At 62.2% G+C, this 15,534-nt stretch carries 13 protein-coding genes; 6 read left to right on the top strand and 7 right to left on the bottom strand.

Features of this window, described 5'->3' with window-relative positions; all coding sequences use genetic code 11:
• Positions 1–69 precede the first annotated feature (69 nt).
• Positions 70–2,247: a bifunctional 23S rRNA (guanine(2069)-N(7))-methyltransferase RlmK/23S rRNA (guanine(2445)-N(2))-methyltransferase RlmL gene (rlmKL, locus tag E8F12_RS19480; protein ID WP_280326845.1), complete on the bottom strand. Its 2,178-nt coding sequence runs from the start codon at positions 2,245–2,247 to the stop codon at positions 70–72.
• Positions 2,248–2,680: 433 nt separating this feature from the next.
• Here rlmKL and E8F12_RS19485 point away from each other — a divergent pair, with 433 nt between their 5' ends.
• On the top strand, positions 2,681–2,896 hold the full coding sequence (locus E8F12_RS19485) for a ribosome modulation factor (RefSeq protein ID WP_151132935.1): 216 nt from the start codon (positions 2,681–2,683) through the stop codon (positions 2,894–2,896).
• Between the two features lie 93 nt (positions 2,897–2,989).
• Here E8F12_RS19485 and E8F12_RS19490 read toward each other — a convergent pair whose 3' ends face one another.
• Both E8F12_RS19490 and E8F12_RS19495 read right to left on the bottom strand, forming a co-directional pair.
• Complete coding sequence (locus tag E8F12_RS19490; protein WP_280326846.1) at positions 2,990–4,015, bottom strand: quinone-dependent dihydroorotate dehydrogenase; 1,026 nt, start codon at positions 4,013–4,015, stop codon at positions 2,990–2,992.
• A gap of 57 nt (positions 4,016–4,072) precedes the next feature.
• Positions 4,073–4,294, bottom strand: a complete 222-nt coding sequence (locus tag E8F12_RS19495) for a DUF2835 domain-containing protein (RefSeq protein WP_280326847.1) — start codon at positions 4,292–4,294, stop codon at positions 4,073–4,075.
• Between the two features lie 147 nt (positions 4,295–4,441).
• On the opposite strand from E8F12_RS19495, the gene E8F12_RS19500 reads away from it, so the two are divergent.
• Positions 4,442–5,311, top strand: a complete 870-nt coding sequence (locus E8F12_RS19500; RefSeq protein WP_280326848.1) for a DUF6685 family protein — start codon at positions 4,442–4,444, stop codon at positions 5,309–5,311.
• Positions 5,312–5,389: 78 nt separating this feature from the next.
• Here E8F12_RS19500 and E8F12_RS19505 read toward each other — a convergent pair whose 3' ends face one another.
• From E8F12_RS19505 to kynB, 4 genes are all read right to left on the bottom strand, one after another.
• Positions 5,390–6,805 (bottom strand): amino acid permease, encoded by a 1,416-nt coding sequence (locus E8F12_RS19505; protein ID WP_280326849.1) that lies wholly within the window; start codon positions 6,803–6,805, stop codon positions 5,390–5,392.
• 50 nt (positions 6,806–6,855) lie between these two features.
• Positions 6,856–8,124 carry an OprD family porin gene (locus tag E8F12_RS19510; RefSeq protein WP_280327101.1) on the bottom strand — a complete coding sequence of 423 codons (1,269 nt, stop codon included), beginning with the start codon at positions 8,122–8,124 and terminating at the stop codon, positions 6,856–6,858.
• A 147-nt stretch (positions 8,125–8,271) separates the two neighbouring features.
• Complete coding sequence (kynU, locus tag E8F12_RS19515; RefSeq protein ID WP_280326850.1) at positions 8,272–9,522, bottom strand: kynureninase; 1,251 nt, start codon at positions 9,520–9,522, stop codon at positions 8,272–8,274.
• Positions 9,519–10,172: an arylformamidase gene (kynB, locus tag E8F12_RS19520; protein WP_280326851.1), complete on the bottom strand. Its 654-nt coding sequence runs from the start codon at positions 10,170–10,172 to the stop codon at positions 9,519–9,521. The genes kynU and kynB overlap by 4 nt, the downstream gene beginning before the upstream one ends.
• A 137-nt stretch (positions 10,173–10,309) precedes the next feature.
• On the opposite strand from kynB, the gene E8F12_RS19525 reads away from it, so the two are divergent.
• The 4 genes from E8F12_RS19525 to E8F12_RS19540 all read left to right on the top strand — a co-directional run bounded on the left by E8F12_RS19525 (position 10,310) and on the right by E8F12_RS19540 (position 15,336).
• Positions 10,310–10,786 carry an Lrp/AsnC family transcriptional regulator gene (locus E8F12_RS19525; RefSeq protein ID WP_280326852.1) on the top strand — a complete coding sequence of 159 codons (477 nt, stop codon included), beginning with the start codon at positions 10,310–10,312 and terminating at the stop codon, positions 10,784–10,786.
• 616 nt (positions 10,787–11,402) lie between these two features.
• Positions 11,403–11,993, top strand: a complete 591-nt coding sequence (gene betI, locus E8F12_RS19530) for a transcriptional regulator BetI (RefSeq protein ID WP_280326853.1) — start codon at positions 11,403–11,405, stop codon at positions 11,991–11,993.
• 2 nt (positions 11,994–11,995) lie between these two features.
• Positions 11,996–13,411, top strand: a complete 1,416-nt coding sequence (locus E8F12_RS19535; protein WP_280326854.1) for an amidase — start codon at positions 11,996–11,998, stop codon at positions 13,409–13,411.
• A gap of 482 nt (positions 13,412–13,893) precedes the next feature.
• Entirely contained in the window at positions 13,894–15,336 is a 1,443-nt protein-coding gene (locus E8F12_RS19540; protein WP_280326855.1) for a cytosine permease, read from the top strand.
• Positions 15,337–15,534 lie beyond the last annotated feature (198 nt).

Genomic DNA, 15,534 nt, shown 5'->3' on the forward strand with positions numbered 1-15,534 from the left:
CAGGGTGGAAATCCAGGTAACGGATTTCCACCGCCCCATCCTGCGGGCCCCTGGGCAACTGACGGCGCCTCAGCGCGTGGTCAGGCGCCAGGCGCGGTGAATCTTCGCGTTGCGGGCGAAGTCCGGATCCAGGGTCTCGGCGCTGATCTCGGTGACCGAGTAGCGCGCCGCCACGCTGTCATCCATCTGGAACTTGCGGAAGTTGTTGGAGAAGTAAAGCACTCCGCCCGGCGCCAGTCGCGCCATGGCCAGGTCGAGCAGCTGCACGTGGTCACGCTGCACGTCGAACACCCCCTCCATGCGCTTGGAATTGGAGAAGGTCGGCGGGTCGATGAAGATCAGGTCGTACTCGCCGCGATCCTCCGCCAGCCAGGCCATCACATCGCCCTGCTGCAGCTTGTGCTTGTCGGAGAAACCGTTCAGCGCAAGATTGCGCCGCGCCCAGTCCAGGTAGGTCTTCGACAGGTCGACGCTGGTGGTGCTGCGGGCACCACCCTTGGCCGCGTGTACGCTGGCGGTGGCGGTATAGCAGAAGAGGTTGAGGAAGCGCTTGCCGGCGGCCTCACGCTGCAAGCGCAGGCGAATCGGCCGGTGGTCGAGGAACAGGCCGGTATCCAGGTAGTCGGTGAGGTTCACCAGCAGCTTCACCCCGCCCTCGCTGACCTCCATGAAACGCCCTTCGCTGCCCTGGCGCTCATATTGGCGGGTACCGCTCTGGCGCTCGCGGCGCTTGACCACCACATGCGCGGGGTCCACATCCAACGCCTGAGGAATCGCCGCCAGGGCGTCCAGCAGTCGCGCCTGGGCCTTCTCCGGATCGATGGAACGAGGCGGCGCGTACTCCTGCACATGCACCCGGTCGCCATAGAGGTCGACCGCCAGGGCGTACTCGGGCATATCGGCGTCATACAGGCGGTAGCACTGGATGCCTCCCTTGCGCGCCCACCGGCCCAATTGCTTGAGGTTCTTCTGCAGGCGATTGGCGAACATCTGGCCACCTTCGCTGAGGCGTGCCGGCTCGTTGCGCGGTGTAGCGCCTTCGCCCTGCTCGCCTTGGCGCCGTTCGCCGGTCACGAACTGCTCCGGCAGCACTTTCAAGAGCAGCAGCTTGCAAGCCAGGGCGCCGTTCCAGAAGGCGTACTGCTTGTGGCTGCGGATGCCCATGCGCTTGCCCAGTTCCGGGGCGCCGGTGAAGACCGCCGCTTCCCAGCCGAGGCAGGACTGGCGCAGACGCTCGCCGAGGTTCTGGTAGAGATAGAGCAGGCTGGCTTCGTCGCCCAGGCGCTCGCCATAGGGCGGGTTGCTGACGACCAGGCCCTTCTGGTTCTGGTCCGGGCGCGGCTCGAAGGTGGCCAGCTCACCCTGGTAGATCTTCACCCAGTCGCTCAGGCCGGCGCGCTCGATGTTATTGCGTCCGGGCTGGATCAGCCGCGGGTCGGCTTCGTAGCCGCGAATCCACAGCGGCGGCCTGGCCAGGCCGGCCTCGGCGCGCTCGCGTGCCTCTTCATGAAGCTTCTTCCATAGCGCCGGCACATGGCCCAGCCAGTTGGAGAAACCCCAGCGCTCGCGCTTGAGGTTGGGCGCGATGTCGGCAGCCATCATCGCCGCCTCCACCAGGAAGGTACCGACACCGCACATGGGGTCGGCCAGCGCCCCACCCTCGGCGGCGATCCGTGGCCAGCCGGCGCGGATCAGAATGGCCGCGGCCAGGTTTTCCTTCAGCGGCGCGGCGCCCTGCTGCAGGCGGTAGCCGCGCTGATGCAGGCTGTGGCCGGCGAGGTCGAGGGAGAGGATGGCCTCGCCCTTCTCCAGGCGCAGGTGGATGCGCATGTCGGGATTGAGCTTGTCGATCGAGGGGCGCACGCCTTCGGCGGTGCGCAGCTTGTCCACCACCGCGTCCTTGACCTTGAGCGCGCCGAAATGGGTGTTGTCGATGCCCGAGCCATGGCCGCTGAACTCTACGGCGAGCGTGCCGCTGGGTATCAGGTGATCGTGCCAGTCCACCTCCAGCACGCCCTGGTAGAGCTGCTCGGCGTCCCGCACCGGGAAGCGCTTGAGCACCAACAGCACGCGGTTGGCCAGACGGGACCAGAGGCAGAGGCGGTAGGCGGTCTCCAGGTCACCCTGGCCACGCACCGCAGCCACCTGCTCGCGCACGTCCTGCAGGCCAAGGCGCGCGGCCTCTTCGGCCAGCAGGCCTTCCAGGCTCTTCGGGCAGGTGAGGAAAAGTTCGTAGTGGTCCGACATGGGGAATATCCAGGGCCTTTAGCGGCGATCAGCGGCACAGAATTTGTGCTGTACGGTAAGAAAAAGTGTGACTTAAGGTCGCAGAACGGCCCTTCGTCGGAATAGAAAAGTCTCTGATTCGTGCACCAAATGAAATAGCACTACGACATCACATCTTTGGCCAACCCCGAAGCCACGGGGGTTAGACCGAAAATTGGCAAAAATCGTTTCCTACAGCTTATGGCCATTGCCCCCTTTAAGTTACGTCCTTATGACAAAACGATCATTCACATGCTGGGGGGCATTGGTTAGAACTCAGCTTAACCCGCCGCCGCAATGGCGAGGGATGAAGGCCCGTCACGCCGGCAACGGGACTTCGAAGGCAGAGCATTTTCTGCCGGGCCTCGACTTGGGGCCAATGGACATAACAGTCAACAAATGAGGGCTACACCCTATGAGAAGACTTAAGCGTGATCCGATGGAACGAGCATTTTTGCGCGGCTATCAGCACGGCATCAATGGCAAATCCCGCGATCTTTGTCCTTTCACCCATCCCACCACACGGCAAGCCTGGATCAACGGTTGGCGCGAGGGCCGTGGCGATAACTGGGATGGCTACACCGGCGCCGCCGGTATTCACCGACTGAACGAACTCCACGCCGTCGGCTGACACAGGATCACACCGACTTCACCAAGCACGCCCCATCCGGGCGGCGGGCGCAAGCCCAGGGGCTCCCTTAGAGGGAGCCCTTTTTATTTGTCCTCAGACCCTCGGCAGCGCGGCGATGGCATCCACCGCCTCGCGAATCAGCGCCGGCCCTTTATAAATGAAGCCCGAGTAGACCTGCACCAGGCTCGCACCAGCGGCGATCTTCTCCGCCGCGTGGCGGCCCTCGGTGATGCCGCCGACCGCGATGATCGGCAGTCGCCCACCCAGTTCGCCCGCCAGCACTTTCACCGTGTGGGTGCTCCTGTCGCGTACCGGCGCGCCGGAAAGACCGCCCGTCTCGTTGCCGAAAGGCAGGCCTTCGACGCCTTCGCGGCCGAGGGTGGTGTTGGTGGCGATCACCGCGTCCATGCCGGATTCCAGCAACGCCTGGGCCACCAGTGCGGTTTCCTCGTCGCTCATGTCCGGGGCGATCTTGATCGCCAGCGGCACGCGTTTTCCATGCAGGGCGGCCAGGCTGTCCTGGCGCACACGCAGGGCTTCCAGCAGCTGCTTCAGCGAATCGCCGAACTGCAGGCTGCGCAGGCCGGGGGTGTTCGGCGAGCTGACGTTCACTGTGATGTAGCTGGCATGGGCGTAGACCTTCTCCAGGCAGATCAGGTAATCGTCCACCGCGCGCTCGACCGGGGTATCGAAGTTCTTGCCGATATTGATCCCCAGCACACCGTCGAACTTCGCCGCGCGCACCCGCGCCAGCAAGTGGTCGACGCCCAGGTTGTTGAAGCCCATGCGGTTGATGATGGCTTCGGCCTCGGGCAGACGGAACAGGCGGGGCTTGGGATTACCCGGCTGCGGCCGCGGCGTCACGGTGCCGATTTCGACGAAGCCGAAACCCAGTTGGGCGAAGCCGTCGATGGCGTCGCCGTTCTTGTCCAGGCCGGCGGCCAGGCCAACCGGATTGGGGAACTCCAGCCCCATCACCTTCACCGGCAGGCTTGCCGGCGCCTTGTTCAGCAGACGGTTGAGGCCGAGACGGCCGCCGGCACCGATAAGGTCGATGGACAGTTCGTGGGAAGTTTCCGGGGACAGGGAGAACAGGAGCTCGCGGGCCAGTTTGTACATGGTCGGTCGGGCATCGATCGGCGGTATGGGGCGGCGATTATAGCCGCGCCGCCCCCATCAGGCGAGGCGATGCAGGCTCAGCAACCTGCCGTCGGCGGAAAACTCCAGCTGGAAAGTTCCCTGGACGCCGGCGTGGCCCAGGTGCGGCCGCAGGTGGTGGGCTGGCAGGCTGACCTTGCGGTCGTCGCGACTACGCAGCAACACGCGGTTGGCGCGACCTTGATAGACTGCCAGAAATTCGTCGGCAGTCAGGGAAATATCCAGCACCAGGCTGGGCATGGAGGCATCCTCGACAATGAAGAGCAGAATTCTGCCACACCGTCCGTTCACCCTCGTCCCCCGCCAGGCGGAATTGTGCGGCGCCCGGCGTGCGCGGCTGGCAGCGCTCTGCCACACTGCCACCCGTGACCCGGGAGTATTCAGGCCATGAGTGACATGCAGCCACTACCCTTGACCGCCCGCCTGGCTGCATTCGCCCAGCGCTTGGGCCTTGGCAAGACACCGCGCCGGGTACTGGAGCGAGCCAGTCAGCTGCAACTGCCCTTTCAACCCCTGCCCCGCCCCCAGGATTCCATCTGGTGGCAGGTCGGCCCGCCCTTGCAGCGGCTGGTGGAGTTGCCGCGCGGCTCCCTTTCCGGCCCGGTGCAGGAAGACAAGGCAGAGGCTCACGCCGTGCTGGTCGGCGTGGTGAAACGCAGCGAACAGCAGCTCTCGAGTTTCGACCTGCGCCAGGTCGACGGCCTCTGCGGCAGCAACAGCGAACTGCAGCCCACTCCCAGTTTCGAGGAGTATCTGGCCGGCCTGCATACCCGCAAGGTGCGGATCATCAGCTACAAGGACTTCGTCAAGGCCATCAGCCTGCCGCTGCCGCGCTTCCTCGCCGGCAAGCCCATCAGTCTGTGCCGGGCCAACTGGCACGGTAGCCGCGTGTTCTGGACCGGCGACCAGCATGTCGAGGCCTTCGCCGCCGCCATCGCCTATGCGCGCCTGCGCGAACTGGAAGCCACCCTCCCCGCCGCAATCACCGACTACCGCCTCGATCCCGGCGGCCTGAGGCTCCTGGACGAGCGCTACCATGTACTGGCTATGCCGGTGCAGGCCTGGAGCGACCCCGCCTTCATGGGCCTACTACTGGACGGCGGCATCCCTTATTCGCGCCTGACCCTCCTGCGCAATGCCGGCGCCCCCGAATTCATCTTGCTGCCAAAGAAGCACGCCGAGGCCACAGCCCTGGGTGAAGGCTTGCGCCTGGCCGGCGCGCCGGATGTGGTGAGGTATCTACAGGCGCTGGCCTGAAGGTCGGACACAGAGGCTGACCCGAGCAAAAAGCCATGGCCGCACTCCTGGCCATGGCTCCTGTCGAGACCCGCCCCCTCAATGGGACGAAGGCTCCAGTATCGCTGCCACGGGCTTGGAACGCTTGCGCAATACGAAGTGATAGGCCAGCACCAGCACCACGAGGAACGGAGCCCCGAACGCCAGCGTCATCCGGAAAACTTCGGTAAAGGCCGTGGTCACCAGGATGGCGACCATCAGCGCCAGGCCCAACAGGGTGCTCCAGGGGAAAAGGCGCATGCGGAAGGAAAGCTGGATCCCGCCATTGCGCTCGTGGTAACGCCGGAAGCAGTAGTGGGTCAGGAAGATCATCATCCAGGTGAACAACGCACCGAACATGGAGATGGCCATCATCAGCGTGAAGGACTGCTCCGGATAGAGCAGGCTCACCACGGTCGCCAGCGCGATACCCACGGAGGACAGCAGCAGGGCGTTGAGCGGTACGCCGTTGCGCGTCAGGCGACCCATGGACTCAGGCGCATGGCCGGCACGGGAGAGGCTGAACATCATGCGGGTGGTGGTGTAGAGCTGGCTGTTCATCGCAGAAACGGCGGCGATCAGGATCACGAAGTTGAGCAGGCCGGTAGCACCCGGGATGCCAATCTCCTCCATCACCGTGACGAACGGGCTCTGGGCCCCCTGCCCCGCCTGGCTCCAGGGCACGATCGCCAGGATCAACGCCAGGGTCAGCAGGTAAAACACTACCAGGCGGATCAGGGTTGCACGGAAGGCCTGCTTGACCGCGCGTTGCGGGTCCTCCGCTTCGCCGGCGGCAACGGCGATCATCTCCACCGACAGGTAGCTGAAGATGGCGATGATCACCGCGACCCACATGCCTTCCAGGCCATGGGGCAGGAAGCCGCCATTGGCCGTGTAGTTGTGCAGGCCATACTCGGCAGCGCCGGTACCGAAGACCACGTAGGCCCCGAGCAGGATGAAACCGACGATCGCGGTGATCTTGATCGCGGAGAACCAGTACTCGAAGTTGCCGAAGGCCTTCACGCTGGTCGCGTTGATCAGCACCAGGGCCGCGGAGAACGAGAGGATCCAGACCCACTCCGCCACCTGCGGGAACCAGAACTTCATGTACTTGGCGATCGCCGTCACCTCGGTGCCGACGGCCAGGACGATGCAGGCCCAGTAGGCGTAGCGCACCAGGAAGCCCGCCAGCGGGCTGATGTAGAACTCGGCGTAGGCACCGAAGGAGCCCGACGTCGGGTGGGCGACCGTCATTTCCGCCAGGCAACCCATCAGCAGCAGGGTGATCAGGGCGCCGATGGCGTAGCTGATCAACACGCTTGGGCCGGCGAAGCCGATGGCAAAGGTGCTGCCCATGAATAGGCCGGTGCCGATGGCACCGCCGATCGCGATCATGCTCATCTGGGCGCTCGTGAGCTGCTGCCGCAGCCCCTTTTCGCGTCCGGCGATCGCCTGGAAACCGTTGGATTCGTTCATTTCGTTTCTCGGAGTCTTGTATTTATTGAAGGAAGACGCGTGCCGCCGGGCTACAGCAGGCTCAAGGGGTAATCGAGGATGACGCGGATCTCGTTGTTGTCCGCCGTGTCGATCGCGGCCACCTGGGCGGACGAGCGCAGGGTCGCTTGGCGCAGTCGCACGGCCAGGTCCTTGGCGGGACCGCCCTGCACCACATAGCGCAGCTCGATGTCGCGCTCCCAGCGCTTGCCGTCGGTTCCGTAATTGCCGTAGGCACCCTGGCCGCCGTTCCGGCCACCGTCATAGTCGCTGTCATCGATATGGTCGCCGCTGACATAACGGCTCATGAAGCTCAGGCCCGGCACGCCAAAGGCCGCCATGTCCAGGTCATAGCGCAGTTGCCAGGAGCGCTCGTTGGGCGCGTTGAAGTCGACGATCTGCACCGAGTTGGCCAACCAGATCGAGGTGCCGGGCTCGAAGCCGAAACCGAGGTAATCGAAAGGTTCGTCGCCGTGCACGCGCTGGTAGGCCAGGGTCAGGCTGTGCGGACCGTGGCTGTAGCGGCTGGACAGCGACCAGGTGGTGTTGTCGATCTCGCCGGCTTTCTGCCCGCCTTCATCCGTCGTGCGGTAGATGTTGAAATCGAAGCTCACTGCATCCAGCTGGCTCAGGGTGAAGCGGTGCCCCAGGTTGGCGTAGTACTGCTTCCAGATATCGTCGAAACGCGATGCGTAGAGACTGAGGTTGGTGCCGTTATCGGCCGCATAGGCGGCACCGAGGTAGTCCACTGCACGAGCCTCGACACCGTAGGTATAGAGCGCGGTGAGCGGGCCATCGGCGCTGGTGGAGGAACCTGCACTACCGGCAGTGAAGTGGCCGGCATCGAGCGTCAGGTCATCGATTTCCCGGCTGGTCAGCTGGAAACCCGTCGCGGTCGAGGTGAACAGGCGCGCGTTGCCGGTGCCGAACACGGGATTCATTGGCGTCAGGCTGCCGTACTTCAACTCGGTTTCCGACACCTTGGCCTTGATCGCCACGCCCGCTTCGGAGAACTCGTCCTCGGCACGGCCGTCCGAATCGACCGGCATCAGGTTGGTGCCCGACCGACCACGACCGCTATCCAGCTTCAGACCCAGCTGGGCATAGGCATCCACACCGAACTTGACCGGCCCGGGCGTATAGCCCGACGCGAAGTCGAGCATGAAGCCGTGGGCCCATTCTTCCCTGTAATTCTGCCCGCCCGGATTGTTGAGCAGGTTGCGGTGGAAATAGAAGTTGCGCTGGTTCAGCGTCAGGGTGCCAGCGGAGAGAAATCCCTCGGCAGGCCCCTCCCCGGCCATGAGAACGGGGCTGGCGGCCCCGACGAACAGCAGCGGGCACACTGAAGATAAATTCAGTTTCACAGGGTTCTCCTTTCTTGTTTTAGGTGTGGCACGTCGTTGCCGGGCGCCCCTTTTCGAGGCGCCCTTCGAGTTGCAGTCGAATCCTCAGGTCACCCGGTTCCGAACCCGGAAGCGCTCCTGCTGCCAGGTTCCGGAATCGAGAATCTCACCGAGTGTCTCGACCGCCTGCCAGACATCGCTGAAGCTGGTGTAGAGCGGGGTGAAGCCGAAACGCATGATCCGTGGCTCGCGGTAGTCACCGATGACACCACGCTCGATCAGCGCCTGGATAACGGCGTAGCCCTCCGGATGTTCGAAACTGACGTGGCTGCCACGGCGGGCATGCTCCAGCGGCGTCACCAGGGTCAGCGGGTGGGTGGCACAGCGCTGCCGGACCAGTTCGATGAACAGGTCGGTCAGGGCCAGGGACTTGCGCCGCAAGGCCTGCATATCGGTCTTGGCGAAGATATCCAGGCCACATTCCACCAACGCCATGGAGGTAATCGGCTGGGTGCCGCAGAGGTAGCGGCCGATGCCCGGTGCCGGCTCGTAGTGGGACTCCATGTCGAACTGGCGGGCATGACCCCACCAGCCGGACAGCGGCTGCCAGACCTGATCGCGCAAGTCCGGCGACACCCAGACGAAGGCCGGCGAGCCCGGACCGCCATTCAGGTACTTGTAGGTGCAGCCGATGGCGTAGTCGGCGTTTGCCGCCTTCAGGTCCACCGGCACCGCGCCCGCCGAATGGGCGAGGTCCCAGATGGTCAGCGCGCCGCACTCGTGGGCCAGGGCGGTCAGGCCGGCCATGTCGTGCAGATAGCCGGTCTTGTAGTTGACGTGGGTGATCATCACCACGGCCGTGTCCGTGCCGATGGCTTCGGGAAGCTCCTCCGGGCTTTGCACCAGGCGCAAGGAATAGCCCTGCTGGAGCATGTTGGCCAGGCCTTCGGCCATGTAGAGGTCCGTCGGGAAGTTGCTCGCCTCGGAGACGATCACCTTACGCGCGGGATCGCGCTGGGCCTGGATGCGCAGCGCCGCCACCAGCACCTTGAACAGGTTGATCGAGGTAGTGTCGGTGACCACCACTTCATCCTCATCGGCACCGATCAGCCGCGCCAGCTTGTTACCCAGGCGCTCGGGCAGGGCGCGCCAACCGGCGCTGTTCCAACTGCGGATGAGGCCATCGCCCCACTCCAGGTCCACCACTTCACGGGCACGCTCCAGCGCCGCGACCGGGCGTGCGCCCAGCGAGTTGCCATCCAGGTAGATCACCCCCTCGGGCAGGGCGAAATCCGCACGCAAATGGGCAAGGGGGTCCTGGGCGTCGAGCGCCAGGCAATGGGCTTTTGTTGTCATGGTCTTTCCTCGTTCGAAAGGGGACGCAGCACAGCGCGTACCGGGCTGGCATCGAGGTGAGTGAATTTGAGTGGGAGTGCGATCAGTTCGTAGTCGCCGGCGGGAACCTCATCCAGCACCAGACCTTCGAGAATGGCCATGTCGTGCCGGGCGACGGCCCGATGGGCATCCATGGTCTTTGACTGTTGCGGGTCGAGCGACGGTGTGTCGATGCCGATCAGGCGCACGCCATGAGTGTTGAGCAGCTCGATGGTCTCCGCCGCCACCGCCCGGAAGCGCTCATCCCAGCGGGTCTGGGCAGCCTGCCGACAGGCGCGCAGCAGCACCCGGGGAGGAACGTCCCGCAGCGACGCGGCGATATCCTGCGGACGTACCAGCGGCCCGCCGTCCATGCAGTGGATGACCCGGCAGGGCCCCAGGTAAGGCTCCAGGGACACCGCGCCGATGGCCACGCCCGCCGGGTCGTAATGCCGGGGCGCATCCGCGTGGGCACCGGTGTGCGGCGACAGGCTGATGCGGCCGACATTGACCGGGCAGTCCGGCCCCATGTGCCAGACCCTTTCCTCGGTGTAAGGCGTATCGCCTGGCCAGGTGGGAATGTCCTGATCGATCCAGGGACTGATGTCCCACCACGAAAGGGATCGCGACATGCTCGTTCTCCAGTTGCTGCTGGAAATATGATGAACGAACCCCTTTCGCATTTTCGTGCAAAGTCACGAACCGAACGACCAAGATCTCGAATATAATTCTAAAATCAATTACATCTGCACAATTTTATTCGAACGCCATGACACTCGACTCTACGGATATCCGCATCCTCCTCTGCCTGCAGCAGAATGGTCGCATCAGCAACCAGGAGCTGGCGGAAAAGGTCGCACTCTCGCCTTCGGCCTGCCTGCGGCGGCTGCGCATCCTGGAAGACAATGGCGTCATCGAAAGCTATCGCGCCGTGTTCAATGCCGAGCGGCTGGGGGTGGAACTGGAAGCCATCGTGCACATCTCCATGCGCCAGGATGACGAAGACTGGCACGAGACCTTTATCCAGAAGGTGCAGTCCTGGCCCGAGGTGGTCAGCGCCTACGTGATCACCGGTGCCAGCAACTACGTGCTGCGGGTGCAGGCGCGCAACCTGAAGCAGTACTCCGACTTCATCGTCAACAAACTGAACAGGACGGCGGGGGTCACCGATATCCGCTCCGAGATCATCCTGCAGAAGATCAAGGAAGGCGGTGGCGTGCTGGATCTGCTGGTGGCCAGAAAGTAGCCGACAGCGGCCTGACGCCCCTCCGTGGCACCCAACCACGGCGAGGACTTGACCGAGGCATCCCGGGGGGTCGCGGGATTCAAGCACAGCCATCCGATAAAGGTGATGGACTTCTTCCTCGAATACATGCCGCCCCAGGCGTTCGGCATTCCCGAAGGGAAAGCTCGTTTCCTCTTTAAGCTCGCGCCGTGCCGCCTCAACCAGGAGGTCATTCGCTTCAATCGTGCCGCCAGCTCCGGCGCCACCCTCCGAACGAACAGGATCTTGCCTCCCTGCCAGGGCTACGCCCTCGGTCGCCGCTTTGACCGGGGGCAGGAACATGGCGGCGTGCAATGTCCGCATTCGGCAAGAGCGACCGTTTGGAGTGGGGAAATTGAATCTGTCCCCTTTTCGAACCCGCCACTCCAGGACGGTTACGCAAAGATTCGCCCCCTTTCATCCGATGGCTCCATCCGGCATTCCAGCTTGATCCGCTCTAGTCCGGCCCTCTCCTTGCCGAAACAAACTGCGTCTGCACAAGGCGGCTGCCAGCGCGCAGATTTTCCCTTGCATCACCGGCAAAACGGATGCTAATTTTTTTTCATTGAGTGACCAATGAAAAAAAAGAGAGCACGCCATGCCTAAGGTAGGAATGCAGGAAATACGCAAGAAGCAGTTGGTGGAGGCCACGCTCACACTTATTGGCGAGCAAGGCCTTGCCGGCACGAGCATGGCGCAGGTGAGCGCGAGATCGGGAATGTCCAACGGGATAGTGCACCACTACTTCTCGGACAAGAACGCCCTGCTCGAAGCGACCCTGCGGGAGCTGAACAAGCGGATCAACGCCGAGATCTTCAACCATCTCCGCCAATCCAGGACGCCTTCCGAACGGGTGCAGGCCTTCGTCGAAGGCAACGTCAGCGCATTGAACCTGACACGCGAGAACGTCGCTGCCTGGCTGGCCTTCTGGGCCCAGGTCCCTCAGTCACCGCAGTTCCAGCGGATTCAGAACATCGTTGCGCGCCGCAGCCACTCGCTGCTTTTCCACGCGCTGGCAAAAAGCATGGACAAGACAACCGCTCGATATAAGGCACAGATGATCGCGGTATTCATCGACGGCCTATGGTTGCGGGCGGCCGTGGACCCCACCCCGGACACGATCGGCGAATCCCGTCACCTGGCTTATGAGTTCCTGAACAACCTCCTTGGTTTTGACCTGAAGGTGTAGATATGAATCGCGATGAATATAAGAACTGCGATGCGGTAAGCCTTGTTCGGCTCGTTGAGGCGGGAGAAGTCACCGCCCTGGAACTGGTCGACCTGGCGATCAATGAAATCGAAACCCGAGACCATGAACTGGGGGCGGTCGTTTCCATCGATGCGGAAGGCGCCAGGCGGGCGGCCAGAAGCCATGGGCAAGGCGCCCTGGCGGGGCTGCCCATGCTGATAAAAGACACCAACATCGACGTCCGGGGATTTGCGACCAGACACGGCTCTCGCTTGTACAAGGATGCGGCTGCGGCCGAAGCTGATAGCGAGCTCGTTGCACGTCTGCGCAATGCCGGGGCAATCATTCTCGGCAAGGCCAAGACGCCGGAGTTCGCGGGGGATTTCGTCACTGAGCCCGAGTACTTCGGTCCCTGCCGAAACCCCAGGAATCCGAAGTACGCCTCCGGCGGCTCGAGTGGCGGCTCCGCCTGCGCGGTAGGAGCCGGCATGGTACCTGTGGCTCACGGAACCGACTGTGGCGGTTCGATCCGCGTCCCAGCATCGGTCTGCGGTGTCGTGGGACTGAAACCCAGCCGGGGACGCAACCCGGTCGGCCCCCACGTAGGGGAGTTCGTCGGCGGTCTCGATAGCGAACATGTGCTGACCAGGACCGTCCGCGACACCGCCTTGTTGCTGGACGTACTGGCCGGTTACGAGCCAGGAGCTCCTTATGCGGCTCCACCTGCGCCGCCCTCCTGGCTCGAGAGCCTGAACAGGGCGTCCCCCTCGTTGAAGATAGCCTTCAGCTGCACCCGGCCCGACGGGTCGGAAATAGACGAGTCCATTCGCAATGCCGTTCTCAAAGTGATGGACTTCCTCGGCTCGGAAGGCCACAAGCTAAGAGACTTCAACTGGCCGGACCTGACGGGAGCGGGCGATGCCGCAGCCGTGTTCTGGCAGCTCGAAATCGAAGCCTTGATGACACATCAGGCAGCAGCGCTGGGCCGCCCTATAGCCGAAGGCGACGTCGAATGGATCACCTACGAAATGTATAAGCAGTCGGCCCGCCGCTCTGCCCTCGATGTCCATGACGCAAGGTCCGTGCAGAACCGGGTCTCACGTCGTATCGCGGCAAAGTTCACGGAGATCGATGTGCTGATCACGCCTACCGTGGCCCTTGCGCCGCCCTTGATCGGTGGATTCACGGCATCCGGAGAAAAGCAGCTGAAGGTCTGGTACGAAAATGCCTATGCCTTCTCGCCCTTCACCGAAGTCTTCAACCTGACGGGCCAACCGGCAATCAGCGTGCCCATAGGCGTGATGGGCGACGGCCTTCCGATCGGACTACAGATAGTCGGAAGGTTCGGTGATGAAGAAACGATTCTCAGACTGGCCAATGAGATCGAAAAAAGCTTTTCCTCAAATTTTCTCGCCTAGGCAAACGACCGAATACCAGAACCTGACATCCCGGCCCGTTCGGTAAGGCCTAGCCAACAACCATCCGCAGGACGCATCGAACTAATGGAAGGAATAGTGCGCAAAGCCTATTCACCAATAGCGCCACGCTGCGCCTGCAATCCACCTGAAGATGGCAATTACGAATAGACCGTAAACATAAGCCAAGGAGAACCCGATGCAATAAATCGACATTGGTGAATCACGCAGTTTCGACAAAGGAAGCGCCATATGACTTTAGCCCGTAAAAAAACAGGTAGTTTGAAGTGCCTGCCTGAGCTTCCAAATCAGCAAACAAGCCCAACAGTGGATCGATACCGCCACAGACCAAAACGAAGCCACCTGAAAATGGAATTTCAACTTACGGTTGGCAATTGAAAAGCCTGCGGCGCGCAACACCACTTAACTTCTTTGCTTTTCTGCCTAACAAATGTACTACGACAAGAAATATAGGTACGACAATCATGTTAGCCAAAGAAAATGCCTCATCTGCTGGACGTTTCAATCTGGAAGTACGCTCTATTGACCACGTGCCACTATCAGAGCGCCATGGCAAGGCCTGGCACCTGTGGCCCATCTGGTTCTGCGGCGGAGCACAGCTAACGACCCTGGCCGTGGGAATCATCGGGATCGGCATGGGCGCCAATCTGTTGTGGTCCGCCATCGCCATCATTCTCGGATGCGCCTTCGGTACCCTGTTCATGGCCGGTCACTCCACCCAAGGCCCGCAGATGGGGCTGCCACAACTCATCCAGTCCCGCCCCCAGTTCGGCTATCTCGGCGCCCTGCTCGTCTACCTCGTGGCCATTGTTACCTACGTCGGCTACAACGCTTTCAACCAGTTGCTCGTGGGGCAAACCTTGCATGAACTGCTCGGCGTCCCCGAAACCGGGTCGTCCATGGTCTTTTCCCTGCTGGCGATCATCATGGCGGTCGCCGGATACAACACCTTCCACAAGGTACAGCGGGGTCTGGCTTTCCTGATGGTCGCACTGATGCTACTGCTCACCATCGGCCTGCTCCTGTTCATGAAGCTTCCGGCCAATCAGCTGTCCTTCGGCGAGTTCAAGCTCAATGCCTTTCTGGCCCAGTTCTTTGTTGCTGCCGCCTATCAACTGAGCTGGGCCATCTACGTCTCCGACTATTCACGCTACCTGCCCGCCGACGTCAGCGTTCGTGCCTCGTTCTGGTGGACCTATATGGGCGCCATGATCGGTGGAGTCTGGATGATGCTGATCGGGGCCATAGCCACGGCACTCAGCCCCGGCCAGAACCTGGCCGCCGGCCTGATCATGCTGGGAGATATGGTTTTTTCAGGATTCGGCGAGACGCTCGTGATCATCTCGGTGCTGATTCTGATTACCAGTGCAGCGCAAAACTTCTATGGCGCCTCAATTACCTTGCTCAGCATCATCGACACGGTAAAGACCCAGAAATCCACTCTTCTCAAGCGGATAATTGCAATGCTGGTCGTGGGTAGTTCCGCAATGCTGATTGCGGCATCCGCGTCCGTCGACTTCGTCAAGGAGTTCGGCGACTTCCTGGCGATCCTGCTTTATTTGTTCACTCCCTGGACCGCAATCAACCTGGTTGATTTCTATGGCGTGCGCCATGGAAAGTACTCGATAAGCGAGATATTCAATCCGAACGGTATCTATGGAAAATGGAACTGGCGCGGTATTGGAGCCTACATAGTTGGATTCGTGGTCATGCTGCCCTTCTCCAATACCGGGCTCTACACCGGATATATTTCTGAAAAACTGGATGGCGCCGATATAAGCATGCCAATCGGGCTTGCCGTCTCGGCCCTGGTCTACTGGTGGCTCTGCCGTTCGCAGAACATTCAGCAGGAGTTGAGCAGGGTCGGAACCCTTGACTTCGGCCTGGATAATGGAGCCGCTCACTAGCGGTATATAGCCATAGGTGGTTCGCCACCCATGTCCACGCTGATGGGAGTAAAAGCGTCGGGGCGGCGCTAACGTTGGTGGCGGTTGCCGGGCCAAGCCTGATGAAGGATGGACCACGCTTTATCGGTCCACCTTCCGCGGGCGGTCCCGTCGGCAAATGGTGGAAATGAAGAGCGATTTCCACCCTTGAACGGGGCT

The sequence above is a fragment of the Pseudomonas sp. BN102 genome, from assembly GCF_029871245.1.
Classification (GTDB): Bacteria; Pseudomonadota; Gammaproteobacteria; order Pseudomonadales; family Pseudomonadaceae; genus Metapseudomonas.

Coding starts and splice junctions, on each gene's coding strand:
- E8F12_RS19535 (WP_280326854.1), top strand. CDS start 11,996: ATGAATCGCGATGAATATAAGAACTGCGATGCGGTAAGCCTTGTTCGG.
- E8F12_RS19500 (WP_280326848.1), top strand. CDS start 4,442: ATGAGTGACATGCAGCCACTACCCTTGACCGCCCGCCTGGCTGCATTC.
- kynU (WP_280326850.1), bottom strand. CDS start 9,522: ATGACAACAAAAGCCCATTGCCTGGCGCTCGACGCCCAGGACCCCCTT.
- E8F12_RS19490 (WP_280326846.1), bottom strand. CDS start 4,015: ATGTACAAACTGGCCCGCGAGCTCCTGTTCTCCCTGTCCCCGGAAACT.
- betI (WP_280326853.1), top strand. CDS start 11,403: ATGCCTAAGGTAGGAATGCAGGAAATACGCAAGAAGCAGTTGGTGGAG.
- E8F12_RS19485 (WP_151132935.1), top strand. CDS start 2,681: ATGAGAAGACTTAAGCGTGATCCGATGGAACGAGCATTTTTGCGCGGC.
- E8F12_RS19505 (WP_280326849.1), bottom strand. CDS start 6,805: ATGAACGAATCCAACGGTTTCCAGGCGATCGCCGGACGCGAAAAGGGG.
- E8F12_RS19495 (WP_280326847.1), bottom strand. CDS start 4,294: ATGCCCAGCCTGGTGCTGGATATTTCCCTGACTGCCGACGAATTTCTG.
- E8F12_RS19510 (WP_280327101.1), bottom strand. CDS start 8,124: ATGGCCGGGGAGGGGCCTGCCGAGGGATTTCTCTCCGCTGGCACCCTG.
- E8F12_RS19540 (WP_280326855.1), top strand. CDS start 13,894: ATGTTAGCCAAAGAAAATGCCTCATCTGCTGGACGTTTCAATCTGGAA.
- kynB (WP_280326851.1), bottom strand. CDS start 10,172: ATGTCGCGATCCCTTTCGTGGTGGGACATCAGTCCCTGGATCGATCAG.
- E8F12_RS19525 (WP_280326852.1), top strand. CDS start 10,310: ATGACACTCGACTCTACGGATATCCGCATCCTCCTCTGCCTGCAGCAG.
- rlmKL (WP_280326845.1), bottom strand. CDS start 2,247: ATGTCGGACCACTACGAACTTTTCCTCACCTGCCCGAAGAGCCTGGAA.